The sequence below is a fragment of the Comamonas sp. GW821-FHT11H03 genome, from assembly GCF_058807955.1.
Window position 1 is genome coordinate 486,656 of sequence record NZ_JBXARF010000002.1, and the last position, 25,746, is coordinate 512,401.

Here is a 25,746-nt window from a genome sequence, read left to right on the forward strand (position 1 = left end):
TATACCAATGCGTTTCGACATTATTACGCTGTTCCCTGAACTGTTCGCTCCATTTCTTGAGAGCGGGGTGACGCGTCGTGCCTACAGCTCGGGCCAGGTGGCAGTGCATCTGTGGAATCCGCGTGACTGGGCTGAAGGCAATTACCGCCGTGTCGATGATCGACCCTTTGGCGGAGGCCCCGGCATGGTGATGATGGCCGAGCCGCTGCAGCGCTGCCTTGAAGCGATTCGCTCGGCACGCACCGAGGCCGATGCCCAGGAGCATGCCGAGCCTGCTCCTGTCGTGCTGTTCTCACCCATAGGTACGACTCTCAAGCATGCGGTGGTGGCCGATTGGGCCGAAAGCCGGGGGGCGGTGCTGCTCTGTGGCCGCTATGAGGGCATCGACCAGCGTTTTATTGATAAAAATGTCACTCATCAATTGAGTCTGGGTGACTTTGTCCTTTCGGGTGGCGAGCTGGCAGCCATGGTGCTGCTGGACTCTTTGGCGCGTCTGCAGCCCGGCGTGCTCAACGATGAAGGCAGCTTTCAGCAGGACAGCTTCAATCCTGCGCTTGACGGCTTGCTGGACTGTCCTCACTACACGCGCCCGGAGGTCTGGGATGATCAGGAGGTGCCGGCAGCGCTGCTCTCCGGCCACCACTCCAATATCGAGCGCTGGCGCCGCGACCAGCGCCTGCGCATCACGGCCGAGCACAGGCCCGAGCTGATAGAGCAGGCCCGCGAGCAGGGGCTGCTCAACGCCAAAGATGAGGGGTTTTTGGCAAAAACAGCGTCCAAGCTATAATCTCAGGCTCTTTGATCCTCTATCCGGCCGCTGCAAGGAAATGGCGGAGCCGCTTCGGCAGCTCGCTTAATGCAGCAATAGCACCAATCCCGGTGCTTGCCAATTCTGGCGCGGACAAGATCAAGGTGGACTAAATCATGAATCTGATCCAGACCCTCGAGCAAGAAGAAATCGCTCGCCTGAACAAGACCATCCCCGAATTCGCCCCCGGTGACACCGTCATCGTGAGCGTGAATGTGGTGGAAGGTAGCCGTAAGCGCGTGCAGGCTTACGAAGGCGTGGTGATTGCCAAGCGTAATCGCGGCCTGAACAGCGGCTTCACAGTGCGCAAGATCTCCAGCGGCGAAGGCGTGGAACGTACGTTCCAGACCTACTCTCCCCTGATCGCCAAGATCGAAGTCAAGCGTCGCGGTGATGTGCGTCGTGCCAAGCTGTACTACCTGCGTGAGCGCAGCGGCAAGTCTGCTCGTATCAAGGAAAAGCTGCCCCAGCGCGTTAACAAGACTGCTGCTGCAGCCGTGTAATACGCGTACCGGAAGCGATTCCGTAAAAGCCGCTACAGTTCGCTGTGGCGGCTTTTTTTATGCCGACCTTGGCTTTGTGATTCTTGCTTTTGGTTTTGGCTGAACACCTACATGCCTGCAACTGATAATTCTTCGCTCCCCGTGTTGGGCATTGTTGATCCGCGCCAGGCGCGCCTGCTGGGTAGAGACAGCCAGCTGCCGGCCGTGCCGCCGGATGCGCAGACGCCGCAGGCCCTGCGCACGCGCTTTGCCCAGCCGCCACAATGGCTGCCCGAGGCCATGCAGGAAAAACGCATCACCGCCAGGCAGCCTTCCGACGCGGCCGTGCTCGTGCCCATCGTCCTGCGCGAGCAGCCCACGGTATTGCTGACCGTGCGTTCGGCCGGACTGTCCACGCACTCGGGCCAGGTGGCCTTTCCCGGCGGCAAGCGCGACCCGCAGGATGTCTCGGCCGAGGCCACGGCGGTGCGCGAGGCGCATGAGGAAGTCGGGCTGGCCCCGAGGAATGTCGAGGTGCTGGGGCGCCTGCCGATTTATGTGACGGGGACCGCGTTCCACATCACGCCTGTGGTGGCTCTGGTCCACCCGCAGGCCAGCTACTTCCCCAACCCGGGAGAGGTGGCGGATCTGTTCGAGGTCCCGCTGTCCTATCTGCTCAATCCCGCGCATCATGAGCGTCATGCCATGCAGTGGCAGGGCGTGGATCGCGAATGGTTTGCCATGCCCTATCAGGACGGTGAGCAGCAGCGCTATATCTGGGGTGCGACAGCAGGCATGTTGCGCAATCTTTACCGTTTTTTGGCGGCTTGAGACAGCAGTTGTAACGAGCCGACAAACAGCGCCGCTATGATGAAGCAATGAGCTTTTTTGCCATCCTGATCGCACTGCTGCTGGAGCAGGCACGTCCGCTGGCCCGGTCCAACCTGGTGCAGGCCGGTTACCGCGCCTGGACCGTGACCGTGCGCAGCAACTTCGATGCGGGCAAGCCCCATCACGGCTGGCTGGCCTGGGCCATGGCCGTGCTGCTGCCCAGTCTTATCGTGCTGGGCATATTCTGGGCGCTGATGGAGTTCATTGGCTGGCCCGTCGCGATGCTGTGGAACGTCGCCGTGCTTTATGTCACGCTGGGTTTCCGCCAGTTCAGCCACCATTTCACGCGGATTCGCGATGCGCTCGATGCCGGCGATGAATTTGCCGCCCGCCAGGCCCTGGCCGACTGGCAGCAGGTCGATGCCAGCGAGGTGCCGCGCAGCGAGGTGGTACGCCACGTCATTGAGTACTCGGTGCTGGCAGCACACCGCCACGTGTTTGGCGTGCTGTTCTGGTTTTCGATTCTCTCGGCCCTGGGACTGGGGCCGCTGGGGGCCATTCTCTACCGCATGGCTGAATACCTGTCACGTGCCTGGTCGCGCAAGGGGGCGGAGGGGCTGCGGGCGCCGACCAGCGAGCGCTTGCAGTCCGCCGCAGCCAAGGCCTGGTATGTGATCGATTGGTTGCCGGCGCGGCTGACGGCGCTGTCCTTTGCCATGGTGGGCAGCTTTGAAGAAGCCATAGACAACTGGCGCGTCTATGCGCAGCGCTTTCCCAATGACAACGATGGCGTGATTCTGGCCGCCACTGCGGGTGCCATCAATGTACGCCTGGGGGGCGAGGCCTTGCGCTTTCGCGATGCAGCCGACGGTGAAGAGGGCGACGATGCACAGTGGGCGGGCAGCGATGTCACTCCGGGACGAGAGCCGGAAATGTCTCATCTTCGCAGTGTGGTGGGGCTGGTCTGGCGTTCGGTCGTGGTCTGGCTTCTGCTGCTGGCCTTGCTGACCTTTGCCCGTCTGCTCGGGTGAGCACCCGGACATGGCCTTCTGCGTGGCAGCCGCTGGGCGCATGAGCGTTTGAGCCGCAGCGGGTCACCGAGGTGCTGCGCTGCGCAGAGCCACATGCGAAGGTGGCTCAGGTGCTACGGGCATGTTGGGCGCGGTTCAAGGTGCCATCAGCGAGCAGGACGCTCGTGGCGCGTGGCGCGATAGAAGCTCAGTATGCGTCGCACATATTCACGCGTCTCCGCATAAGGAGGCACACCGCCATATTGCTGTACGGTTCCTTCGCCCGCGTTGTAGGCGGCCGATACCAGTGCCACATCACCCTCGAAGCGCTCCAGCAGCCAGCGCAGGTAGGCCAGGCCGCCACGCACGTTCTGCTCGGGATTCCAGGCATCGCGCACGCCAAAACGCTCGGCCGTCTCGGGAATGAGTTGCATGAGGCCCTGAGCGTTGCGCGGCGACAGCGCCTGCGCCTCGAAATTCGACTCCGAGCGCACGATGGCCAGTGCCAGCCTCGGGTCGATCGAGAACCGGGGCGCGAGGCGCTGCACCAGCTCGGCCATGCGCCGCTTCTGCCTGGGCAGACTGCTCACATAGCTGGCCACCACCTCGTGGGGGACGGCCTCCTGGCTGGCCTCCAGAAACTCCTGTGCGGGCGCATCGCCCTGGGTCAGGCAGTCGGGCAGCCGGTCGCCGGGCAGCTTGCCGGCCATCAGCAGCTGGGCTTTCTCATGTCCGCGCTGGGCGGCCAGGGCCAGCAGCGTCGTGCCCGTGGCAGGGTCGGGTGTCATGCCTCGGCCCTGCAGCAGCAGCCGGCCCAGCCGGTATTGGGCCTCGAGGCTGCCATAGCGTGCCGCCGCGCAATAACGCTGGGCGGCGCGCCATGGCTGCTGGCGCTGCTCGGCCTTGTAACCCTCTTCGATCCAGCGAGACAGCGTGGGCGGCTCGTCGTCCCAACTGGGGGCGGGCTCCGTGCCCTGGGCCCAGCACAGACTCATGCCCGCAGACAGCGCGACGGCGAGGGCGGCTTGCAAGCAGGGCTGAAAAACTCTGGGTTTCATGGCGTGAACACCGGGTTGTGGTCGGCAGCCTATCCCGGATGCGGCGCAATCGTGCCGGCGCTCATCGGGCCTGGAATGGCTGCGTGGCAAACGCTGAAATTGCTCTCGTATGGCGCGGCCTTCCGGCTTGGCGGGCCTCGCGCTCAGTAGCGGGGCTCCTGACTCAATTCCTCGAACAGCTCGCCATAGATCCGGTAGCGGTTGGCGCTGATGGCGTGGGGGCTGTCCTGCGCTTCGACCTGGGCCATGACGGCGCAGCCAGGCTCATGCAGATGGGTGCAGTTGTAGAACTTGCACTCGTCTGCCAGCGCGCCGATGTCGGGCATGCAGGCGGCCAGTTGCGTGGCGGCAATGTGATAGAGGCCGAACTCCTGAAATCCGGGCGAGTCAATGATGGCCGTGGTGCGAGCCTCATCCACCCAGTACAAGGTGGTGCTGGTCGTGGTGTGCTTGCCGGTGTTCAGCGCCTGCGAAATTTCGTTGGTCGCCACCTTGGCATCGGGCAGCAGCAAGTTGATCAAGGTGCTCTTGCCTACGCCCGAAGGGCCGAGAACCAGCGTGGTCTTGCCTTGCAGCAGACCGATGATGGCGTCGCGGTCTTCATCGTCCGCATCTTCCAGCGACAGCGGCAGCACCATGTAGTGCGGCGCCGCGTCCGCTGCATCGCGCATGCTCCGGTAGGGCTCCAGCCGCTGCCAGGCGCGCAGAAAAGGCTCTTCCAGGTCCATCTTGTTGAGCGCAATGATGGGCTTGATGTGCGCGGCCTCGGCGGCGATCAGGGCGCGGGCGAGCTGCACTTCGCTGAATACCGGCTCGGCGGCTATCAGAATCAGGAGCTGGTCCAGGTTGGCTGCAAAGGTCTTGGTGCGAATGTCATCCTGGCGGTAGAAGACGTTGCGGCGCTCCACGACTTTTTCGATCGTGCCTTCATCGCCCTGGCCGGGTGGGGGAGCCAGCCATTGCACATGGTCGCCCACCACGGCCTGGCTTTTCTTGCCGCGCGGATGGCAGATGCGGCGCTCGCCGTCCGGGGTCTCGACCACGCAGTGGCGGCCATAACTTGCGACCACCAGGCCTGTCTGGGTGCCGCCTGCTGCTTGGGCGCCTTGGCGCCGTCCTTGTTTTGCCATAAGGATCAGGCCGGATTCAGCAGTGCTTCGATGCGGCGCGCGCAGTCGATGTCGGTCTCGGAGATGCCGCCCACATCATGGGTATTGAGGCTGACCTTGCAGCGGTTGTAGCCGACTTCCAGATCGGGGTGATGGTCCTGCTGATGGGCAATCAGGGCCAGCGCGTTCACAAAGGCCATGGTTTCGTAGAAGTTCACGAAACGGAAGGTCTTGCTGATGGCCGCATGGCCGGCCGACAGCTCCCAGCCCTCAAGGGCTGCCAGCTGCTCTTGCACTTGCTCTGTGCTCAAGGCACTGCGCTTGAGTTGGGACCAGTCTTTTTGTTGCAGTGTGGGTGTGCTCATGTCTGAAACCGTTGTGGTGTTACAAGCTGCCTGCGGGAGCCGGCATGCGCGCCAGGCGATCCACGGCAGGAGGATGTGAATAGTAAAAGCTCACATACCATGGGTCTGGCGTGAGTGTGGACGCATTGTCCTCGTAAAGCTTGAGCAGTGCCGAAGCCAGCTGTGCGCCATCGGCCTGCTGCATGGCATAGGCATCGGCCTGGAACTCGTCGCGGCGCGACATGGCGGACATCAGCGGTGTGAGGAAGAAGCTGAACACCGGCACTGCCAGCATGAACAGCAGCAGGGCCAGCGCATTGTTGTCGGCAGCCACATCGATGTTCGGGCCCAGCAGCACCGAGACTCCGAGTCCCGTGTAGAACCAGAGCTGCTGACTGAGCCAGCCCAGCAGCGCAAAACCCAGCAGCGAGGCGCCAAACATCAAGGCCATGCGCTTGCTGATGTGCTTGTGCTTGAAGTGGCCCAGCTCGTGCGCCAGCACGGCTTCGACTTCGCCGGGGCTGAGCTGCCTGAGCAGGGTGTCGAAGAAGACCACGCGCTTGGAATTGCCGAAGCCCGTGAAATAGGCGTTGGCATGCGCCGAGCGGCGGCTTCCGTCCATCACGAACAGTCCTTTGGCCGCAAAGCCGCAGCGCTCCATCAGCCGGGTCACGCGGCTCTTGAGGCTTTCATCGGCCAGCGGCTCGAACTTGTTGAACAGCGGTGCGATAAAGCTGGGGAAAATCCACATCAGCAGCAGATTGAACGCCGTCCAGGCGCCCCAGGCCCAGAGCCACCACAGCTGCCCAGTCGAGCCCATGAGCCAGAGAATCAGGGCCGCCAGCGGCAGGCCGATGATGGCGGCCACCAGCGTCGACTTGAGCAGGTCGCCCAGCCACAGCCCTGGCGTCATCTGGTTGAAGCCGAAGCGCTGCTCCAGCCTGAAGGTCTGATAGAGCGACAAAGGCAGCTCGATCAGCGCCGAGATCACGGCAAAGCAGGCTAGCAGCGCCAACTGCTGCCACAGGCCGGGGTCCATGAACGCGAGCAGCCAGCGGTTGAGCCAGTCCAGCCCGCCCAGCAGCGTCCAGCACAGCAGCACGGCGGCCGACAGCGTGATGTCGATCAGCGACACCTTGGCCTTGGCAAGCGTGTAGTCGGCCGCTTTCTGGTGGGCGGACAGGCTGATGCGATGGGCGAATGCCGGCGGCACGGCGCTGCGATGGGTGGCCACATGACGCACCTGGCGCGAAACAAGCCACACGCGCAGCAGCCATTGCAGGGCCACGGCCGTCGCAAACAGCAGCGAAAGTGCCAGTGTGAAATCTAGTTTGGAAGCCATGTATTGGCAGTGTAGGCGACAATTTGCGCCATGTCTGAAGCTTCCTGTACGAATTCCGTCAGCGCCGCCCCCGTGGCCGCTACCCCACCGGTTCTGCCCAAATCCGATCTCAATATGGTGTGGCTGGACTGCGAAATGACGGGGCTGAACCCCGATCATGATCGAATCATCGAGATTGCCGTGGTGGTCAGCAGCTCCGATCTGCAGATTCGCGTCGAAGGCCCGGTATTTGCCATTCATCAGTCCGACGAGCTGCTGGGCGGCATGGATGCCTGGAACAAGGGCACGCATGGCAAAAGCGGCCTGATCGACAAGGTCAAGGCCTCGACCATCAGCGAAGCTGAGGCGGAAGCCGCGCTGATTGCCTTTCTGGGCAAATACGTGCCCAAGGGCAAGACGCCGCTGTGCGGCAACAGCATCGGTCAGGACAGGCGCTTCATGGAGCGCTACATGCCCAAGCTCAACAATTTCTTTCACTATCGCAATATCGACGTGAGCACGCTCAAGGAGCTGGCCAAGCGCTGGAAGCCCGAGGCCTATACCTCCTTCAAGAAGGCACAGCGCCACACGGCCCTTGCCGATGTGCACGAGTCGATCGACGAGCTGCAGCATTACCGCCGCCAACTGCTCAGTGTCTGATGGCACGGTGGCGGGCCAGGGTGTATAGCCCTGCCACTTGCGGGAAAACCCGGGGCGTGCGACAATGCGCTGCTTACCCGATCAATGGGTAATTTTTGCGCATCTCCATCACACACCGGGTTCTTACTTGCGTGCAACGGCCTGCATACAGCCGACACGACAAGCCATAACACCCATCTGCCCCGTTTTGCGAACGGGCCAGTCAAAGTTTGACGGTGGATGTTGATAACCAACCGTCAAAGAAGCGAGCAGCACGCTGACTGCGTCGCTTTTTGCGTGAGCTATTCATGACAGAAAACTCCCTGGAGCAGGGCCAAGTGGCCGCTGCTGATATTGCTTTGTCTTCGCCTGAAATCGATTCCCGTCTGGACGCCATGCTGGCCGACATGGACGCAGAAGACACTGCTGCTGAAGAAAACACTGCAGAAGAAATTGCTGCAGAAGAAACTGCTGCTGAAGAAGTCCCTAACGGCTTCGTTGAACTGGGCCTGGCCCCAGAGCTGGTTCAGGCTGTGGCCGACCTGGGTTACACCCAGCCCACACAAGTGCAGCAAAAGGCCATTCCTCTGGCCATGGGCGAAGCCGCTGATGCCGGCGGTTTCATCGACCTGATGGTGTCCAGCCAGACCGGCTCCGGCAAGACCGCCGCTTTCCTGCTGCCCGTGCTGCACACCCTGATTGAGCAACGCGCCCAAGCCGATGCCGATGCCAAGGCCGAGTTCGAGCGTCTGTGCGCAGAAGCCACCGCCAAGGGCGAGCCTGTGCCCAAGCGCAACAAGCGCAAGGACCCTACCAACTCCCGCAACTTCAAGGCTGCCGTACCTGGCGCCCTGGTGCTGTGCCCCACGCGTGAGCTGGCCCAGCAGGTGGCGCATGACGCCATCGAGCTGGTCAAGCACTGCCGCGGCATTCGCATTGCCAACGTGGTGGGTGGCATTCCTTACCAGCTGCAAATTGCCAAGCTGCAAAACGCTGACCTCGTGGTGGCCACTCCCGGCCGTCTGCTGGATCTGCAGCGTTCCATGCAGATCAAGCTGGACAAGGTTCAGTTCCTGGTGGTCGACGAAGCTGACCGCATGCTGGATCTGGGCTTCTCCGACGATCTGGCTGAAGTCAATGTGATGACTGCCCAGCGCAAGCAGACCATGATGTTCAGCGCTACGTTTGCACCTCGCGTGCAACAGCTGGCCATGCGTGTGATGCACGACAACGGCTCCGGCGTGAAGAAGCTGACGATTGATTCGCCTCAGGAAAAGCACGCCAGCATCAAGCAAGTGCTGTTCTGGGCTGACAACGCTCAGCACAAGCGCAAGATGCTGGACCACTGGCTGCGTGACAGCAGCATCAACCAGGCCATCGTGTTTGCATCCACACAAGTGGAATGTGACGGCCTGGCTACCGACCTGCAGCAAGACGGCTTCTCCGCCGTGGCTCTGCACGGTGCTCTGAGCCAGGGTCTGCGCAATCGCCGCCTGATGGCGCTGCGCAACGGTCAGGTCCAGATCCTGGTGGCTACCGATGTGGCTGCTCGCGGTATCGACGTGCCCACCATCACCCACGTCTTCAACTACGGCCTGCCCATGAAGGCTGAAGACTACACCCACCGTATCGGTCGTACCGGCCGCGCTGGTCGCGAAGGTACTGCTGTGACGTTTGCGGAATTCCGCGACCGTCGCCGCGTGTTCGATATCGAAGGCTATACCCGTCAGCAGTTCAAGGCCGAGACCATTCCCGGCATGGAACCCCAGCAGCGCTTCCCCGCAGCTGGCGAACGTGACGGTCGCCGTGGTGGTGGCGGCGGCGCTGGTGGTCGCGGCGGCTTTGGTGGTCGCCGTGATGGCGACGGCTACGGCCGCAAGTCCGGCTTCGGCAGCTTCGGTGCCGGCCGTGGCAATGACCGCGGCGGTTTCGGTGGTGATCGTGGTGGCGACCGTGGCGGTGACCGCTTCGGTGGCGATCGTGCCGGCTTTGGCGGTGCACCTCGCGGCGATCGTGGCGAGCGCGGTGCGGATCGTGGCTTCGGCGGCGGTCGTCCCGGCTTCGGTGGTGGCGAGCAGCGCCCGGAGCGCAGCTTCGAGCGTCGCGATGACCGCGGCAGCTTCGGCGGCGGCGATCGTGGCGAGCAGCGCGGCGGCGGCTTCCGTGGTGGCGAATCGCGCGGCTTCGGCGGCGGTGAATCGCGTGGCGGCTTCGGCGGTGGTCAGCGCCGTGAAGGCGGCGACTTCGGTCGCAAGAGCTTCGGCGGTGGCCGTGAAGGCGCTCATGCAGGCGCTCCCCGCGAAGGCGGCTTCCGCGGTGGTGAGTCGCGCGGCTTCGGCGGCGGCGATCGCCGTCCCGCCTTTGGTCAGAGTGCCGGAAAGCCTTTCCAGCCCCATGGCGAACGTGGTGGCGAACGCAGCTTTGAGCGCAAGCCCCGCGCACCGCGTCGCGACGAGCGTTGATCGCTGATTCGGGCTGCGGCCCGAAGCATGAAAAAAGCCGGCTCTTGAAGCCGGCTTTTTGTTGCCCGAACGGGGCTGGAATCTTGCTTAAAAAGTGAGCTGCTAGCGTACGTCATTCAACGATTTCAGATATTTTTCAATCTGAAATCTATGAATGGTGTGCGGTAGCTGCTCCTTTTTTTAATTTTCAGAGGCATGGCGGCCGATGTCCGGCCAGTGGTGGTGCAGATAGATCCAGGCGACCAGACCGATCAGCATCATCAGAATCGAGCCCGTGGCCAGCAGTGCGGCCGAATGCATGACCAGCGGCGCAATCACGCCGGCCACAAAGCCGTTGGCCGCCGAGCCCACTACGGCCTGCAGGGAAGAGGCCAGGCCGCGCCGCGCAGGGTGGATGTCCAGCACCAGCAGCGTCACCACGGGCACCATCAGCGCCCAGCCGTAGGCGAACAGGCTGATGGGAATCAAGGCCCAGCTCACATGCGCGGGCCAGATCAGATTGGCCACCAGATTGATGATGGAGGTCACGCACATCACCAGAAAGCCGTGCCGGATCTGGCGCTTTGGCGGGATGCGTCCGGCCAGCCGGCCGCTGGTCCAGCTGCCGGCCATGATGCCGCCGATGGTGGCGATGAAGAACCAGAAGAACTGCGTGGGCTCGAGCTGCAAGATATCGCCCAGAAAAGCCGGCGCCGACAGCAGATAGAGAAACATGCCGTTGAACGGAATGCCGCTGGCCAGGGCCAGCAGCAGAAAGCGTGGGTCGGTCAGCAGCACGCCATAACCTTGCATCAGCGGCTTGAAGCGAAAGGGCTGACGTTTTTCCGGGGGCAGAGACTCGGGCAGGAATTTGATGTTGATAGCCCAGAGCAGCACGCCAACCGCGGTCAGAAACCAGAACACCGCCTGCCAGCCCAGGTGCACGAACAGCCAGCCACCCATCACCGGAGCGAGTGCGGGGGCGATGCCAAAGAAGATGGTGATCTGTGCCATCAGGCCCTGGGCCTGGGCGGGCGGAAAGATATCGCGCACGATGGCGCGCGAGACTACGATGCCGGCGCCCGTGGACAGGCCTTGCAGCGTGCGGAAGATCACCAGCTGGGTGATATCGCGGGAAAGTGCACAGCCCGCAGAGGCCAGTGCAAAGGCCACCAGCCCCCAGAGAATCACAGGGCGGCGGCCGAAACTATCGGCCAGCGCGCCATGGAACAGGTTCATGAAGGCGAAGCCCAGCAGATAGGCAGACAGCGTCTGCTGCATCTCTATGGGCGTGGCACCTAGTGCCTGGGCGATGCCGGAGAAGGCAGGAATATAGGTGTCTACGGAAAACGGCCCGAGCATGCCGAGGATGGCCAGGAGAACGGCCAGTGTCCAGCGTGGACCGCGCCAGAAATGTTGCATAGGAGATCAGTTGGAAGCCTGCGGCTACTGCGCCGCAGTGCTTCCGAGCATGCCACAACTGCGGCAGGCTTTGCTGTGCGCTGCGCCGCTCAGTTGGTGTAGGGGATCCAGGCGTCAGTGCCGGACTTGAGTAGATATTGTCCGCTGTCGTCATGCATGACGACGACATCTGCGTTTTCTGCAACGAAGCGCGTGCCCTGCAACTGAGCCACCCGGTCGGCCAGTGGCGTGGCTCCGGGGCGATAGGGGCTGTCCTGCATGAGGTTGTTGACCAGCGTGAAGAGGTCGAAGTAGCTGGTGGGCTTGCTCACGATCAGAGGGCCGGTTTGGGCGGAGGGCTGAACGGCAGGGGCTGCTCCAGTCGCACCGGCTGGATGCGGCAGGCCGATGAGCTTGATGGCCGTGGGCACCAGGGTCACGCGCGGGCCGGGGATCTCGCGCATGCCAGAGATCTGCATCTTGTCACCCCGCAGCGAGGCGCCGTGCTCGGGCACAAGCATCAGCAGCACAGGGCGGCCGCTGGACTCAAGGAAGCTGATGAAGCGGTCCAAGTCAGACAGCAACTGTGTGAGCCGTGGCTTGTAGGTTTGCAGGCTGTTGCGCGATGCAATGCCGGGCACACGGTTGCCGTCGTGTAGCGTGATGGTGTTGTAGTACAGGGCCACGGGCTCGTTGCCGCGGCTTTGGCGTTCCTTCCACCACTGCGACAGCAGGGCCAGATCGTTGTAGACGGGAGAGCCGTCGAAACTCTGCATGGCTTCAGGTGCGCCCTGGTTCTTCTCCATCTTGCCTGCGAAGCCGCCGCGCTCCTGCAGCGACTGGGCAAAGCCGTCAAAGACGCCGTTATGGTTGAGCAGGGCACTGGTGTGGTAGCCGACCTGTTCCAGACTGGGGAAGACGTTGCAGGCTGCGTCCGTGCCCTCATAGAGGGCCTCGTGCGGCATCTGGCCGCAGCTGCCGTGCAGCACGCGCAACTGGGCCGGGCCGCTGTAACTGGCCGCACTGTTGAACTGGGTGAAGACGGCGTCGAAGCGCTGCAGCAGAGGTGTGTCGCGCATGCCTTCGAACTGCATGTCGTCCCAGGCCAGTGAGCACACATGCAGCAGCACGATGTCGAAGGGCGGTGTGGTGCCCGAGGCGAAGTTCAGGCGGCGCTGGTGTTCACTGGCGTAGAAGTTGGCAAGCAAGGCATCGGGCGTGGCTGCGGGTGCGGCGGCACCGGGCTGGGCGCTGTCTTGGGTCTGGGCAAGCACGGGCTTGGCAGCTCCTTGTTGCAGGCGGGTGACCAGAGGAACGCTCAGAATGGCCAGCAGTGCAAACGTGGCAAAGCGGATGCGGCGCGCCAGCGCGCTGTAGAGCGCCAGCAGAACGACAAAGCCCAGCAGGGCCTGCCAGGAGACGACGCGCTGCACCAGCTCCAGCATGTAGCTGGCACTGAAGCCGGACAGCGCCGAGACCTGGGACAGCACGCGCGAGATGGGCGGGAAGTGCGTGTCGTAGTACAGCAGGGCGATGGCCGCGATCAGGCCCACGGCCAGGCGCAGGCTCTTCCATAGCCGTGATTGCAGTGGCCAGAACACAACGACGGCCAGCAGCAGGTTCAATAGCCAATGCAGGCTCAGGTAGCCGGCGTAGTGCAGGCCGACCTTGGCAAGAAAATAGAAACTCCAGTAGCTCATGGCGTGCTCTTAGAAGACGTGAGAAGGGACTGTCGGGCGCTGCGCATGTCCGCAACCAGGGAGCGCCAGAACTTGCGGTATCCATGCAGGCCCAGGATGCCGAGTTCAAGCAGGCCCTGCAGGGGTTTGTCGGTGTCGTGTTCGTTGCTCCATTCGCGCCAGGCGGCGGGGCGCGCGAACGTGCATTGCACCAGCTGTATCTGCTGGGACTTGTTCAGTTCGCCGAACTCCAGCCCTATGGCACCGTTGGCATGGCAGGTGATGACGCGTGCGGGGAAGATGCATTCGCGCTGGTCGAACCACAGGCCAACATCCAGGCTGCTGTCAGGCGGCAGGACCAGGCCCGGCGGGGCCTGCAGGCCCAGACCGGACATGGAGAAGTCGGTGCAGTTGGTCTTGAGCACATGACCCGAAGGCAGGTACAGCGTGGCTGGCAGCTCGGATGCCACGCGGTGCATGCGGCGTACCTGCTTGGACTCGGTGGCCACGCCCAGCGCCGTGCCCAGCATGAAGATGCTGTAGGCCGTCCAGACCATATTGAGCAGCACGGTCAGCGGCTCGTCGGAGTTGGCGTAGACAAGGCGCCACACGCCCACAAAGAAGGCAGTAATGTTGAGCAGCACCAGTGCCGTGTAGGGCCGGGAGATGGCCCAGTCGAAATAGCTGTGCGTGACAAGCCCGCCCTTGGCCGTGACGTTGAATTTTCCATGGCGTGGCGACAGCAGGGCCACCGTGGTGGGAAGGGCGATGTACCAGGCCAGTACGGTTTCATAGACCTCGGCCCAGAAAGTGTGGCGGAACTTGCCCTGTACGTGGGCGTTGGCGATGTTGGTCTGCAATATGTAGGGCAGCACATAGAGCATCAGCAGCAAGGCATTGGTGTTGATGATGTGCAGCTCGAAGAACAGATAGGCCATGGGGGCCGTCAGGAACACCAGTCGCGGCAGGCCGAAGAAGAAGTGCAGCATGGCATTGGCATAGCAGATGCGCTGCCACAGGCTCAGACCGGCTTTGAGGAAGGGGTTGTCCAGCCGGAAGATCTGGGCCATGCCACGCGCCCAGCGGATGCGCTGGCCGATGTGGGCAGAGAGGCTTTCGGTGGCCAGGCCCGCAGCCTGTGTTTCATTGATATAGGCCGTGTTGTAGCCCTTGCTGTGCAGCTTGAGCGCAGTGTGGGCATCTTCGGTCACCGTCTCCACGGCAATGCCGCCGACTTCCAGCAGGGGGCCGCGCCGCAGCACGGCGCAGGAGCCGCAGAAAAAGGTGGCATTCCAGAAGTCGTTGCCGTCCTGGATGAGGCCGTAGAACAGCGCCCCTTCGTTGGGCACGCGGCGGAAGGTGCCCAGGTTGCGCTCAAAAGGGTCGGGCGAGAAGAAGTGATGCGGCGTCTGCAGCATGGCGCACAGCGGATCGCGCTGGAACCAGCCGCCGGCGGTCTTGAGGAAGCTGCGCGTGGGAATGTGGTCGCAGTCGAAGATGGCAACCAGATCGCCATGGGTCTGGGCCAGAGCATGGTTGAGGTTGCCGGCTTTGGCGTGACGGTTATCCGTGCGGCTGATGTAGCCCACGCCCAGTTGGCTGGCGAAGTCGCGGAATTCCTCGCGACGGCCATCATCCAGAATGTAGACCTTGAGCTTGTCCTCGGGCCAGTCCAGCGCCATGGCGGCCAGCACCGTGGGTCGGACCACGCTCAGGGGCTCGTTGTAGGTGGGGATGAAGACATCCACTGTGGGCCAGCTCGAGGGCGATCCGGACAGCGGGGTGGGCTTGCGCTGCAGCGGCCAGGCCGTCTGTATGAAGCCCAGTATGACGATGAGCCAGGTGTAGGCCTCGGCGGCGAGCAGGCCGTAGCCCAGCGCCGCTTCCAGGGGGCTGTCGAACTGCAGCGTGTTGTTCATGCGCCACCAGGCATAGCGGCCCATGGCCATGAGGCTCAGTGTGGACAACGCCAGCGACGGGAAGCGCCCCGGCAGCTTGCGCAGGACCAGGGAGAGCAGCCAGATGATGATCAGGAAAAGCAGCTGCCCGGCCCAGCTCAGGGGCGTAGTCATGACAACGGCCGTGACGGCAGCGCCTGCGCCCAGCACCACCCAGCGCATGCCAGGAATGGCGAACAGCGGGTGCAGCAGCGAGTCGGCCTGACGGCCGAAGGCGTCCGAATCGATGCGCGAGGCCACGCGTTCGGCGCTGCGCATGGCTATGCGTATGGGCCAGGACAGGATCAGCAGCAGGGGGCGCAGCAGCAGCCACACGCCGCTCCAGATCCAGGCCAGCGCATGGAAAATGGGCAGCAGCACTGCGGTCAGCAGGTTTTCCAGTTGCATGCCGCCTTGGCGACCTGAAGGGTTGGGGCGAAGGAACAGGGCCAGCAGCCACTGTTGCGGCGAGGCGCCGGAATCCAGTTGCAACTGGTGCGCCAGCCATTGCAGCGGGTCGGGCACCTGTGCGGAAGTCAGAGGCATCCAGGCCTGCGTGCGGCGGGGTAGCACGAACAGTCGCCTGGTCCACGAGGACCACTGCGCGGGCTGCTCGACTTGCAACTGATTGGCCAGCCAGAGGGCGCTGAAGTGCAGAGGATTCATGGCGGATCCTGGGGCAGGGGGGCGAGACCTGACAGCAGCCTGAAGGCCAGTCCCTGGAAATCGTGGGCGGACTGCGCTTCGGGCAGGCTTTGGTGTACACACAGGCCTTGCGAGAGGGCTTCGCAGATGGCTTCGTCGTCATGGACCAGATCCAGCAGCAGGGCCTCCCCCCATTGCTGGCGCAACTGCTCCAGCGCGGCCTGCTGGGTCGGGCGGCGCGGTGAGTAGCGGTTCACGACCAGTTGCAGCCGCGTCTGGGGCGCCAGGCTTTGCTGCAGCGCCTGTATGGCGGCATGCGCCTGCAAGGTGCGCTCGGAAGCGTCCAGCACCACGACCGCCAGGTCGGCAGTTTGCAGGGCTTGACGGCCCAGGGGTGAGCATGGAGAGGGTGCGTCCATGACTACGAGGGTGGAGGATGACAGGTCCAATGCTTGCAGGTTTTCGGACAACCAGTTGGGATGGCTATGCCAGTGCGCTTGCAGGCGGCTGCATTCCTGGTCATTGAGGTAACCGCGCGGCAGGTATTGCAAGCCCGCAGAGTTGGCCATTGCAGCCTGGCCCCACCACTGTTGCTGCAGCAGCGCATTGCTCCAGCCCTGTGCGGCGCAGGAAGGCAGACCTAGGTAGCGTCCCAGCATGTTGCCGGGGCTCAGGTCCAGGGCCAGGCAGTCGCTGCCGCGCTGCGCAGCCAGTACCGACAAATGGGCGGCCACAGTGGTACAGCCTGAGCCTCCGAGGGGGGAGATAAAGACGAGACGTTGCATGAGGCTTAGCCTTTTCCTGGAGGACGCGCCGATGGTCCTGGCTGGTAGGGCTGGAGATAGCGGGGCTTGCGCAGGCGGCCCAGCAGCTTGCTGCCGGATTCGATGCGTCCGAGCAGCCACAGTGCCACGGCGATGGCGATGCCAGCAGTGATACCGGTGAGGAACGGGAAAAAGGACATGGCGTATTCCTAGGCGCTGTGAGGCGGGGAAGGACGTCTGGGGATGGGGCTGTGGCCCATGACCGATGCGCTTGTGGCTGCACCTGTCGCTGGTGCGATACGGGGCAGGTTTGCAGATGGCTGCACGGAGTGGTGCATCTGTACGTCAATCGGGGGACGGGCAGTCGTGCCTGGCATTGTCACTGCGGTGTAGTCGGGTAGCCCAGCCTCGGCGGCCGATTGCAGGCGACCCAGCATCTGCAGCATGCCTTCGTGGCTACTGTCTGAAGTCTGGGAACTGAATAACTGGGCCAAGGGCTGCAGGAAAAGACGGGGCAGGGCGGTGTCGATATCGGACTCCCCACAGGCGAACAGGAAGACGTAGATGGAATCATGGTCGGCGGTGATGAGGTCTCCGTCGCGTGAGGGGCGATAGGCTTCTATGGCCTGGATATGGGAGGCATGGCTGAGCAGCCGCAACTGGATCAGGCTATGGCTCAGGCCCATGGGTTGCGTCTTGCGCAGCATGTTCAGGGTCAGGGTGCAGAAATACGCAGGTTGCTGATAGCCCCGTTCCGGAATGGGCAGAAAGGCGTCCAGGGCCTGCTCGTAGCTTTCGGGAACCTGGCGCGAGAAGCGCTGGGACTGCAGCTCTCGCAGTCGCTGCAGCAACCGGGAAAAGCTCAGCTCGCGGTAGATGACGTCGTTGGCACCCAAGCGCAGCAGCGCCTGCTCGCTGTTCAGGCGTAGCTTGCCCACGGTTTCGCGGACCACGATCTTGAGCGTCTGCGGATGGCTGCATCGCAACTGGTGAACCATGCGAGCCAGGGCTTCGAATTCGACGCTGTTGCCGGCGTCCAGCAACACGGTTGCACCTATGGCTTGTTGCACGGCTTCGGGGATCAGTTCCCGGGTCTCGACCACATGCCAGGACGCAGGCGGCTGGCGCTGGTCCGCAACGGCGGCCTGCGTGGCATAAACATCCAGTTCGTCGGGCGCGTGTACGAGCTGTGCGGAGGCCCCCCGCATGACGACGCCGTTGGCGTGCAGGCGTTGGGCGGGATCGGCCCAGTCTGGCGCCTGCAGGCCCAGCCGGATGGCGAAGACGGCCCCCTGTGAGCTGTTCCAGCGCTCCAGGCTCAGAGCCAGCTCGTTGCCGTCCTGCTTCAGGAGGGCGTAGTACGGGAAGGCATGAGCAAAGCTGGTCAGCATGCCATGCACTTCGTCGCCTGGTGCTTCAAAGCACAGTATCACGGGCGCCTTGCGCAGGCTTGCCCATTGGTGGAGTTGGCCGGCCAGACGGTGGATACGCTCCAGGGAGGCGCCGCTGAACAGGGGTGAGGCGTCGAGCAGGCACAGCGCCTGCTGCGGTTTCAGGCCCGCGCGCTTGAGATCCTTGTGCAGGGCGGCAAAGCCGGCCTCCTGCAGCTGGCTCTGGGCGGTGCTAGGCAGTACCCAAGCGTCGGGACGGGGGGCTGTGTGATTGTCCGGCTGGGTGGCGAACAGACGGTCCAGCAGGGGCGCATCAGGAGCCACCAGCATGGTGGGAAATTCCTGGCACAGGTCCTGGACCAGATGCCGGCGCCAGTTCTCGAAAGCCGGCCCGGACGAGCCAGCGAGCGCGATCACGCCGCTGTGCGGCAGCTTTCCCATATCGTCCTGCAGGCCGTCTATGCCCAGGTTGCCGGCGGCAAGAGCGGGGCTGGTGTGGGCCATGGTCGTCTGTTGCATGTCAGAAGCTTGAGTAGGGCTGTACAGGGCGGGGGCGGTTCACGAGCGGTGCGGTTACCGGGTCGAGCAGGAAGCGCGCATAGAGCATCAGGCTGGATGGCGCGTAGTAGGCCGATCTGTCCATTTCGAACTGCGCGCCCAGGGCCAGGTTGGAGGTGAGTTGGTGCTCGACGACCGCGCGCAGTGATCTGCCAAAGCCCGTGCTGCTGCCCCCCGTGTAAACGGCCGACCGCCCCAGCGCGTTTGCCTGAGCCTGCAGCCGTGGGTCGGTGGGGAAATAGTCCATGGCGTTGCTGGAGCTGCTGGAGAAGGAAACCGAGGCACGCAGCAGCCATGTCCACTTGCCTTCGCGGCCGCTCCATTCCAGCGGCAGGGCGATGGAGGCGTAGCGGTTGGGGCTGTAATAGCCGCCATGGCCCCAGCTGTATTCGGACAGGTCGCGTGCATAACCCCAGAAGGACAGGGCTGCGCCCAGGTTGACGAGCTGGTTGGGGGTGCGCCAGACATCGCGGTCCAAGGCCGCGCGAAGCTGCCAGCGGGTGTTGCTGCGCACGTTCTTGCCGGTCAGGGCCGCGTAGTTGCCACTGAGCGAGGCCCCAAAGCCGCCCACATTGGTGGAGGCGCGTGCAGACACGCCTGTGGCGACTACCCCACCCCAGGTCTGGCCGGTGATGGGGTCATGGGCACCGCCATAGGCAAGAAGGCTGCCGGTCAACGGGCGGCGCGACACCTCGAGCCGGTAGCCGACATCGCGCCAATCGCCGGTATGCGCAACGCCGCCGACCACGTTGGTGACGGGCATGCCGGCTCCGGTCGTACCTATATCCCATTGCCAGCGGTCGGCCTGGTAGCCGAAGCCCACGTTGAAGCCATCTGCCTTGGAGTGAGCTCCCGTGGTCGGATATCGGGCCGAGGGCCAGGCTGCGACCTGGCCGTAGCTCATCGCATCGCTGGCGTTTCTGGGCTGGGCACCGGCATCGAGATGGACCTGGTCCACATGCAGGAAGTAGAGACCGTCATAGCCGCGCGGGAACCATGCCACGGCGGGGCGCTCCCAGCCGTGCAGGGAGGAGATGCCATCGGTGGACGACTTGCGCAGTCCGGTCTGACCAACCTCGACCCAGCTCTGGCGGCGCCCTTCTATGGATGCAATGTCCGATTCGATCTTGGTCACGGAGCTGGGCTGGGGGGCGGCGGTACCGTCTGCAGGCAGGCTGCGGCGCTCGATGGACAGTGCGTCCCGGTAGGAGGACAGGGCCTGGGCGTAGTGGCTTTCCGAACGCTCCAGGCGCGCGCTGTGCAGCAGTACCTCGGTGTCGTCGGGGTTGCCGGCCTTCAGCGATGCGAGCAGTACCCTGGCCTCATCGGGCTGTCCGATCCGCTGCCACAGCCGTACCAGGGCGAGTTGGCGATAGGACTCCTGGCTGGCCGCACGCTGCTGGGCCCACTGTGCTTCCGCACGGGCGGCTTCTAGCTGGTACATGCGCGCGAGCGCATTGCCGCGGCCTATGTGCAGGTCGTAGCTGTCGGGCGAGTCCTTGAGTGCGATGTCGAACTGTTCGAGGGCTGCGGCGTTTTCATTGGCCGCGAGCATCAGGCGGGCGCGGGCGGCACTGCGCTGGGCCTGAGTGGTCTGGCCCTGATGCAGGGGCGAGGCTGCCAGCCGCTGTGCCTGCGCCAGGCGAGCTTGGCTTGTGGCCTGATCCACCTGCCGTTCGAGGTGGCTGGCCTGAATTCCCAGCAGGTCCGCATCCTGATCGGCTGTCCAGTCCTTTCGTGCCAGCAGCTGCGCAAGCAGAGATTGCAGCCGGTTGTCCTCGGCCGCGCGGCCGAGCAACTGAGCCAGCCGCAATTGGTCAGCGGGCTCTGGGGCGGGGAGTCTGGCCATACGACGGTCAAAGACTGCTACGGCTTCCTGGGGCTGGTTCATGCGGAACCAGGCGTTGGAGACCGCGTATAGCAGGTCGCTGTCGTTGCCTGCAACGCGCTCGGCGGCTTCGAGCCGCGCCTTGGCCTGCACAGGATCGCTTGAAGTCTGGGCAATGTAAGTATGGATTTGTGCGCTGTTCAGCAGACTGCGCATGGAGTCGCTGTACTGGGCTTCGGGGATTTTCCGCATGTCGGAGAGTGCGCCCTCGTCGTCATTGACGGCGCTGCGGATCAGGGCTCGCGCATAGCGCATGTCCGGCTCTGTAGGGGCGAGGTCTATGCCAGCGTTCATGACCTGCAGCGCCGATTCGGGTTGCTGCATGCGCAGATAGGTGCGTGCCAGCCGGTGCCTGAGCCAGGGATCGGCAGGGGTAAGCTTCAGAGCCTGTTCCTGCAGGCCCAGCGCCTTGCTCAATTGGCCGGCCTCTAGCGCGGTATTGGCTTCGCGGTCGAGCAGACTGGCTTGCACGGGCTGAAGATCCTGGGCCAGGCTGGCCTGTTCCTGCGCGGTCTTTTCGAGCAACTGGCGTGCGCGCTCGGGCTGGCCCTGGGCTGCGTAGAGATCGGCCAGGGAAGTCAGTGCGGAGACATTGCCGGGATTGCGCTGCAGGGCCCGCTGGTAATAGGTTTCGGCGCCGGCCGCATCCTGGTTGCGGGCCTTGATCTCACCGGCCAGCATCAGCGCTTGAAAATTGCCGGGTTGCTGTTGCAGGGCCTGCTGCGACAACTGCTGTGCCGATGCCAGATCATCGACCTGGAGTGCGGCTTCGGCGGCGCGCAGATGGGCCCAGAACTGGGCCGTGGTGCGCAGGTCTTGCCATTTACTCTGATGGTCTATGGCGTAGGCCTGGTCCAGCAACGGTAGTGCTTCGGCATGGCGGCCCTGGCGCATGCGCAGCAAGCCCTTGTTGCCCAGTGCCTGAGCGTCGCGAGGCCTGCGTTGGAGCACTTGGTCGAAGCTGCGCTCGGCCAGCTCGAACTGTTCCTTGTCCAGTGCAGCCAGGCCGCTCCTGAGTGCAATGTCGGCAGGGTCGCGCACGGCCTGCGTTTGACGGAATGGAGCGCTGCCAGAAGGGCGCTTTATTTTTTCGGGTGTCAGGGCCGCGTCTGCCGTGTTCGGTGCAGCGGGCTGCACCGCCACCTGCGTCGCAGGCTGTGCGTCAGGTGGAGGGCCGTCGCCAACGATCTGGTAGTACTCGCGCATCAGGCTGCCGGTCTGCGGTGGGCCTGCAGGGAAAAGCTGACGGGCAATGGCGGCGGCCTCGGTCTTGCGTCCCGCACGGGCCATGAGCCGCATCTGGGCGAGCTGCTGCTTGCCTGGGCCGTAGGCATTGATCAATGCGGCGAGATCGCGCGTCGACTGGCTTGAGGGGTTGGAGCTCTGCAGGCGGGCGAGGAGGCTTTGCGCCTCCTGGGTCTTGCCTTCCTGCAGTGCGATATCTCCCAGCGTGGCTAGGCCTTGAGGCGAGCGTGGGTTGATGGTCAGCAGCTTCTCTATTGACTGACGCGCCAGGTCTGCGCGCTGGCGGCTGTTCCACATCTGGGCTGTGCGCAGCAACTCGGCCTCCACGGCCTGGGCGGAGCCGGGCTGTGCCATGGAGGAGGTGCAGCACAGCAGGGTGGCCATTGCAATGACGCCCAGCGGCTGATACGTGCAAGCGAAAGGAATCATGGTTGGGTGATCCACCTGGGCTGAAACTCGCCGAGCCTGCCAAAACGGAATTGCTGCTGCATCCAGCCAAGCCCGAACAGGGCCAGGCATTGTTCGTAGTAAGCCGTGGGCCGCAGGGACTGATCCTGGATGCGGGTCTGTTGGGCCTGCACGGCCTCTTCGTCCCCCTGGGCGTGCAGAAAGGGCAGCATGGCGGCGCTGAAACCGCTGGGCGCCATGCCCATGCTTTCACCGCTCATGGGATCTATGCGCTCAGGTGGACGACCGGTGTCGCGCACCAGCCTGGCCATGGGGCGCAGTGCGGTCAGTACCTGAGCGCGTGCTGCAGCCTCGGGGTGCAGCATGCCAGCCCAGAGATAGACGCGGATGGCGTTATAGGCACCCATGGCCTTGTCTTTGTCCGTGTCCCTCAGAAAGCCCTGCTTTGTGTCGTATATCACCCAGTCGGGCGAGATCCCCTTGGGCGCAGAGTCCACCGTGAGCCTGAGGGAGCTGGCACGCAGTGCCTTCCAGCGCGGCTGCCGGGGCAGGGCCTGGGCAAGGCAGTCCAGTACCTGCAGCGGCACGTAGCTGGGGTTGAGGCGCCATTGGCCCTCGCCGAGCTTGAAACCCTGGGGGCCGGGCAGTAGCGTGGGCCCCAGTCCAGACAGGTCATCGGTTTCCTTGTCCAGCAGCAGGGCGCCCATGACCGAGGCCATCGCGCGGTAGCGCCGGTCATTCCATAGCCGTCCGGCCTCGGCCAGAAGGTAGACGATCCACAGATCGGCGTCTGAGGCTGCATTGGTGTCCAGAGGGCCCCAGCTGCCATCCGGTTTTTTGCCCCATAGCCACGCGGGCAGAGCGGTGCTCAGGTCACCCGCGCACAGGTTGTTCTCCGTCCACTGCAGCAGCAACTCGAAGGTCGGGCGATCATTGGCCGCCAGCGCAAAGAACAGGGCGTAGGCCTGGCCCTCGGAATAGGTCTGGCCGCCCTTCTCATCGTCAGAGACGATGCGCCCGTCCTGGGTCATGAAACTGCGCTTGAACTCTTCCCACATCGGCCAGGGCGTCGTTGCAGCTTGCACAGGTCGTGTCGTCAGACAGGCCAGCGGCCCGGCCATGCTCAGGCTGGCTGCCGATAGCAGCCAGCTGCGGCGCTTGAACTGCCGCTCAGGCATTGTTATTGCCCCCAAGGCGGCGTGCAGCCAGGGAGCGCAGCGCGCCGTAGACCAGGAAGGTGAGCAGCAGGCCCGTGACGATGCCGGCCAGCGCCAGTGCCATGGGGTGATTGTGCAGATGGAACCACATGCGCTGCCACCAGGGCAGGTCGCCCACATAGTAGATGGGATTCACGCGGAAGCTCTCCACCTGCTCGGAGCGCAGAAAGCTCAGGTCGCCGTGCATGGCGCTGATCTTGCTGGAGTCGCTCAGGCTCCGGTAGATCTGTGCCATGGCAATGTCGTCGCTGGCCGTAAGGCCGACGACACTGCGGCCCTTTTGTAGTGGGGATTCGAAGCCCACGATGGCTGCCAGCGGGCCCTTGCCTTCCAGAGTGGCCAGCCCGCTGCTACCTGGTGTGGGGGCATCTGAGGCGTGCTGGAACAGTTCGCTGAGTGAGCTCACGGCACGCTCGAGCAGATGGGTGGTGCGTTTGCCTGCGACGATCAGAGTCGGAATGTCCTGTGACCATTTCTGCAACAGGCCGTCCTGGTCACCTGCAGATATCAGCAGGATGTCCGTATCGCGGGCCTTTTCGATCTGGCTTGCATTCATCAGGTTGAAGCGTATGCCGGCCAGGCCCGTGGCTGCGCTCATGCGGGCCACGGCTGTCAGATAGGCTTCGGCATCGGCTGCGGTAGGCTGGTTGGGCAGGACGATGGAGGTTTGACTGAGGTCGGCGTACTTGGTGAACGGGTAGCCGCTGTTGGCATAGGCTGCCAGATTGGGCATGGGCAGGTAGTGCCTGAAACCTCGCAGGTCGATGCTGGACTCGGGGTCTATGGCTGCGCGCAGCTCTGTTGGCAGGGTGGAGCTGCATTGGCCGAGGTCGGTGGCAGGTAACTGAAAGCCTAACTGCAGCTGGTTGTCTCCTCCTACGAGAAAAGAGGGAATCCGGAAGTCCGAACTGGCCTGGGTGCTGCCGTCCTCGAACAAGGGCAGCATGATGGTGCTTTTGCCGCTCTTGTCGTCATCTGCGGCGCGTAGCGGATAGGCCTTGATGAACCGGTTGTTGATGGAGACGCTGAGCGAGCCATGCTGTGATACCGAGTTCGGTGTGTAACGATAGTTCAGCTGCAGCGGAACGCCGCGGGCATTCCAGGAGAACAGATCTGGCGCCATGCGCGCAGGAATGTTGATGGTGTTGTTGAGTGCATAGCCGCGCAGCTGCAGGTCCGATGGGCTGTTCACCAGCTCGGACAGCAGAACAGGCCGCTTGGTGGTCAGCCAGCGCGGCGCGTCGTAGGGCTTGCGTTTTTCAGGGTACTCCAGCTTGGTCACCTGCATGCTGCTGCCGCTCAGCGCGGCTTTGCCCAATGCCAGGGCGTCGGCAGCCTGCTGTAACTGGGCATTGTCCTTGCCCTGTACCACGAGCAGCTTGATGGCTGGATGCTCGGGGTGGGACATCATGGTCAGCGTGGGGTGGGTGACGGGTGGCTGCTCCTTGAGGAAGTCTGGGCGGTGGTCGTTGGTGGCAAAGACCACTGAGTTACGCTCGGGCAGCTGGTTTTCGAAAAGCGGGAAGCGGTTGCCCCGGTAGCCCGACAGCATGCCTAGCCAGCTGGCCACCGAGCCTGCGGCCTTGAGCTGACCCATATCCTTGGCATCGGCAAAGACGAAGGGGACGTTGACAATCTGGTTGTCGCGCGAATCGAAGAAAGGAGCGGGTAGAAGCTCCAGGGAATCGCTCAGCGGCAACTGGCGCAGCGTCAGATCAAGTTGGCTGTCGTTGCTGATGGATGCCCACAAGCTGGTGTGGTTTGGCATCTCGCAGTCCATCGTGTAGTGGCCGACGAACTGAAAGCGTAACCGGTTGTAATTCGTGAACAGGCGCGGATCGATGGGGATTTCCAGCTTATGTGGGACTCCCAGCTGCTCCTTGGGCAAGGAGATAGTCTGCAGCAACTCCTCGTTGAGCAGTAGTTTGATGTGTGACAGTGACGGAATCAGGGATGGGGACAGTGTAAAGGTCAGGCGCAGAAGGGCGGATTCGACCAGTTCGTCACGACGCACGCTGATGTTGACGCTGCCTTCGCTTTCCACGCCTCGCAGCATCATGGAGCTGCCCTGACCCAATTGCTGGAAGGTTGGAGTGAGTTCGCGACGCGGGAGCCCTGCAAGCGGGTTGGCTGCCAGTGCGGCGGTTGTGGGGGCGCTGGGCGGCTGTTCCTGCGCAAAGCCGCAGACGGCGGGAGTCAGCAGAGTCAGTCCGATGGCGGCAAGAGCCCAATGAGGAATGTTGGATTTATTCGGAATTGGGGACACTTTTGCTCCTCAAACTGATTTGTTGGCTGGATGGGCAGATGCACCAAGACATGCTTGCATTGATATTTTGGTATGCGCTGGTAATAGTTTTTTATTAATGTTGAAAAATTGACATTGTTTTAATCAATGACAACCATGAAATAGGGGGGCGATTGGAGTAGGAGAAGGGTAAATCAAAAAAAACAAAAACAAAAAACCCGCTGTTCTTGCGAACAGCGGGTTGCTGATTTTGGTGGGCCCTGAGTGATTCGAACACTCGACCAACGGATTAAGAGTCCGCTGCTCTACCAACTGAGCTAAGAGC

At 63.2% G+C, this 25,746-nt stretch carries 19 protein-coding genes; 6 read left to right on the forward strand and 13 right to left on the reverse strand.

Annotated features, from left to right (window positions below):
- The first annotated feature begins 7 nt into the window (after positions 1–7).
- The 4 genes from trmD to AC1RTQ_RS06745 all read left to right on the forward strand — a co-directional run bounded on the left by trmD (position 8) and on the right by AC1RTQ_RS06745 (position 3,152).
- The gene (gene trmD / locus AC1RTQ_RS06730; RefSeq protein ID WP_492874789.1) at positions 8–787 is read left to right on the forward strand and encodes a tRNA (guanosine(37)-N1)-methyltransferase TrmD; all 780 of its coding nucleotides are present in this window, start codon (positions 8–10) and stop codon (positions 785–787) included.
- Between the two features lie 137 nt (positions 788–924).
- Positions 925–1,311 carry a 50S ribosomal protein L19 gene (rplS, locus tag AC1RTQ_RS06735; protein WP_003076790.1) on the forward strand — a complete coding sequence of 129 codons (387 nt, stop codon included), beginning with the start codon at positions 925–927 and terminating at the stop codon, positions 1,309–1,311.
- Between the two features lie 111 nt (positions 1,312–1,422).
- A complete protein-coding gene (locus tag AC1RTQ_RS06740) occupies positions 1,423–2,121 on the forward strand; it encodes a CoA pyrophosphatase (RefSeq protein ID WP_492874790.1) in 699 nt (232 codons plus the stop codon).
- A 47-nt stretch (positions 2,122–2,168) separates the two neighbouring features.
- On the forward strand, positions 2,169–3,152 hold the full coding sequence (locus AC1RTQ_RS06745) for a CobD/CbiB family protein (RefSeq protein ID WP_492874791.1): 984 nt from the start codon (positions 2,169–2,171) through the stop codon (positions 3,150–3,152).
- A gap of 146 nt (positions 3,153–3,298) precedes the next feature.
- Here AC1RTQ_RS06745 and AC1RTQ_RS06750 read toward each other — a convergent pair whose 3' ends face one another.
- The 4 genes from AC1RTQ_RS06750 to AC1RTQ_RS06765 all read right to left on the reverse strand — a co-directional run bounded on the left by AC1RTQ_RS06750 (position 3,299) and on the right by AC1RTQ_RS06765 (position 6,984).
- A complete protein-coding gene (locus AC1RTQ_RS06750; protein WP_492874792.1) occupies positions 3,299–4,189 on the reverse strand; it encodes a lytic transglycosylase domain-containing protein in 891 nt (296 codons plus the stop codon).
- Positions 4,190–4,332: 143 nt separating this feature from the next.
- Positions 4,333–5,319, reverse strand: a complete 987-nt coding sequence (gene rsgA, locus AC1RTQ_RS06755) for a ribosome small subunit-dependent GTPase A (RefSeq protein WP_302092065.1) — start codon at positions 5,317–5,319, stop codon at positions 4,333–4,335.
- Positions 5,320–5,324: 5 nt separating this feature from the next.
- Complete coding sequence (locus tag AC1RTQ_RS06760) at positions 5,325–5,663, reverse strand: 4a-hydroxytetrahydrobiopterin dehydratase (RefSeq protein WP_302092064.1); 339 nt, start codon at positions 5,661–5,663, stop codon at positions 5,325–5,327.
- Between the two features lie 19 nt (positions 5,664–5,682).
- The gene (locus AC1RTQ_RS06765) at positions 5,683–6,984 is read right to left on the reverse strand and encodes a M48 family metallopeptidase (RefSeq protein WP_492874793.1); all 1,302 of its coding nucleotides are present in this window, start codon (positions 6,982–6,984) and stop codon (positions 5,683–5,685) included.
- Between the two features lie 30 nt (positions 6,985–7,014).
- Between AC1RTQ_RS06765 and orn the strand changes: the two genes are divergently transcribed.
- Both orn and AC1RTQ_RS06775 read left to right on the forward strand, forming a co-directional pair.
- Positions 7,015–7,623 carry an oligoribonuclease gene (gene orn, locus AC1RTQ_RS06770; protein WP_409814065.1) on the forward strand — a complete coding sequence of 203 codons (609 nt, stop codon included), beginning with the start codon at positions 7,015–7,017 and terminating at the stop codon, positions 7,621–7,623.
- Between the two features lie 287 nt (positions 7,624–7,910).
- The gene (locus AC1RTQ_RS06775; RefSeq protein ID WP_492874794.1) at positions 7,911–10,064 is read left to right on the forward strand and encodes a DEAD/DEAH box helicase; all 2,154 of its coding nucleotides are present in this window, start codon (positions 7,911–7,913) and stop codon (positions 10,062–10,064) included.
- Between the two features lie 180 nt (positions 10,065–10,244).
- Here AC1RTQ_RS06775 and AC1RTQ_RS06780 read toward each other — a convergent pair whose 3' ends face one another.
- From AC1RTQ_RS06780 to bcsB, 9 genes are all read right to left on the reverse strand, one after another.
- A complete protein-coding gene (locus tag AC1RTQ_RS06780; protein WP_492874795.1) occupies positions 10,245–11,465 on the reverse strand; it encodes a multidrug effflux MFS transporter in 1,221 nt (406 codons plus the stop codon).
- Between the two features lie 89 nt (positions 11,466–11,554).
- Positions 11,555–13,144 (reverse strand): cellulose biosynthesis protein BcsG, encoded by a 1,590-nt coding sequence (gene bcsG, locus AC1RTQ_RS06785; protein ID WP_492874796.1) that lies wholly within the window; start codon positions 13,142–13,144, stop codon positions 11,555–11,557.
- Complete coding sequence (gene bcsA, locus AC1RTQ_RS06790) at positions 13,141–15,606, reverse strand: UDP-forming cellulose synthase catalytic subunit (protein ID WP_492874977.1); 2,466 nt, start codon at positions 15,604–15,606, stop codon at positions 13,141–13,143. Before bcsA ends, bcsG begins: the two co-directional genes overlap by 4 nt.
- A 116-nt stretch (positions 15,607–15,722) precedes the next feature.
- Positions 15,723–16,490 (reverse strand): cellulose biosynthesis protein BcsQ, encoded by a 768-nt coding sequence (gene bcsQ / locus AC1RTQ_RS06795; protein WP_492874797.1) that lies wholly within the window; start codon positions 16,488–16,490, stop codon positions 15,723–15,725.
- 5 nt (positions 16,491–16,495) lie between these two features.
- Positions 16,496–16,669, reverse strand: a complete 174-nt coding sequence (locus tag AC1RTQ_RS06800) for a hypothetical protein (RefSeq protein WP_492874798.1) — start codon at positions 16,667–16,669, stop codon at positions 16,496–16,498.
- Positions 16,670–16,678: 9 nt separating this feature from the next.
- Positions 16,679–18,379 (reverse strand): BcsE family c-di-GMP-binding protein, encoded by a 1,701-nt coding sequence (locus AC1RTQ_RS06805; protein WP_492874799.1) that lies wholly within the window; start codon positions 18,377–18,379, stop codon positions 16,679–16,681.
- A 1-nt stretch (position 18,380) separates the two neighbouring features.
- Positions 18,381–21,980, reverse strand: a complete 3,600-nt coding sequence (locus AC1RTQ_RS06810; protein WP_492874800.1) for a cellulose synthase subunit BcsC-related outer membrane protein — start codon at positions 21,978–21,980, stop codon at positions 18,381–18,383.
- Positions 21,977–23,137, reverse strand: a complete 1,161-nt coding sequence (gene bcsZ / locus AC1RTQ_RS06815) for a cellulose synthase complex periplasmic endoglucanase BcsZ (protein WP_492874801.1) — start codon at positions 23,135–23,137, stop codon at positions 21,977–21,979. The genes AC1RTQ_RS06810 and bcsZ overlap by 4 nt, the downstream gene beginning before the upstream one ends.
- Entirely contained in the window at positions 23,130–25,442 is a 2,313-nt protein-coding gene (bcsB, locus tag AC1RTQ_RS06820) for a cellulose biosynthesis cyclic di-GMP-binding regulatory protein BcsB (protein WP_492874802.1), read from the reverse strand. The genes bcsZ and bcsB overlap by 8 nt, the downstream gene beginning before the upstream one ends.
- Positions 25,443–25,746 lie beyond the last annotated feature (304 nt).

Coding starts and splice junctions, on each gene's coding strand:
- trmD (WP_492874789.1), top strand. CDS start 8: ATGCGTTTCGACATTATTACGCTGTTCCCTGAACTGTTCGCTCCATTT.
- rplS (WP_003076790.1), top strand. CDS start 925: ATGAATCTGATCCAGACCCTCGAGCAAGAAGAAATCGCTCGCCTGAAC.
- AC1RTQ_RS06740 (WP_492874790.1), top strand. CDS start 1,423: ATGCCTGCAACTGATAATTCTTCGCTCCCCGTGTTGGGCATTGTTGAT.
- AC1RTQ_RS06745 (WP_492874791.1), top strand. CDS start 2,169: ATGAGCTTTTTTGCCATCCTGATCGCACTGCTGCTGGAGCAGGCACGT.
- AC1RTQ_RS06750 (WP_492874792.1), bottom strand. CDS start 4,189: ATGAAACCCAGAGTTTTTCAGCCCTGCTTGCAAGCCGCCCTCGCCGTC.
- rsgA (WP_302092065.1), bottom strand. CDS start 5,319: ATGGCAAAACAAGGACGGCGCCAAGGCGCCCAAGCAGCAGGCGGCACC.
- AC1RTQ_RS06760 (WP_302092064.1), bottom strand. CDS start 5,663: ATGAGCACACCCACACTGCAACAAAAAGACTGGTCCCAACTCAAGCGC.
- AC1RTQ_RS06765 (WP_492874793.1), bottom strand. CDS start 6,984: ATGGCTTCCAAACTAGATTTCACACTGGCACTTTCGCTGCTGTTTGCG.
- orn (WP_409814065.1), top strand. CDS start 7,015: ATGTCTGAAGCTTCCTGTACGAATTCCGTCAGCGCCGCCCCCGTGGCC.
- AC1RTQ_RS06775 (WP_492874794.1), top strand. CDS start 7,911: ATGACAGAAAACTCCCTGGAGCAGGGCCAAGTGGCCGCTGCTGATATT.
- AC1RTQ_RS06780 (WP_492874795.1), bottom strand. CDS start 11,465: ATGCAACATTTCTGGCGCGGTCCACGCTGGACACTGGCCGTTCTCCTG.
- bcsG (WP_492874796.1), bottom strand. CDS start 13,144: ATGAGCTACTGGAGTTTCTATTTTCTTGCCAAGGTCGGCCTGCACTAC.
- bcsA (WP_492874977.1), bottom strand. CDS start 15,606: ATGCCTCTGACTTCCGCACAGGTGCCCGACCCGCTGCAATGGCTGGCG.
- bcsQ (WP_492874797.1), bottom strand. CDS start 16,490: ATGCAACGTCTCGTCTTTATCTCCCCCCTCGGAGGCTCAGGCTGTACC.
- AC1RTQ_RS06800 (WP_492874798.1), bottom strand. CDS start 16,669: ATGTCCTTTTTCCCGTTCCTCACCGGTATCACTGCTGGCATCGCCATC.
- AC1RTQ_RS06805 (WP_492874799.1), bottom strand. CDS start 18,379: ATGCAACAGACGACCATGGCCCACACCAGCCCCGCTCTTGCCGCCGGC.
- AC1RTQ_RS06810 (WP_492874800.1), bottom strand. CDS start 21,980: ATGATTCCTTTCGCTTGCACGTATCAGCCGCTGGGCGTCATTGCAATG.
- bcsZ (WP_492874801.1), bottom strand. CDS start 23,137: ATGCCTGAGCGGCAGTTCAAGCGCCGCAGCTGGCTGCTATCGGCAGCC.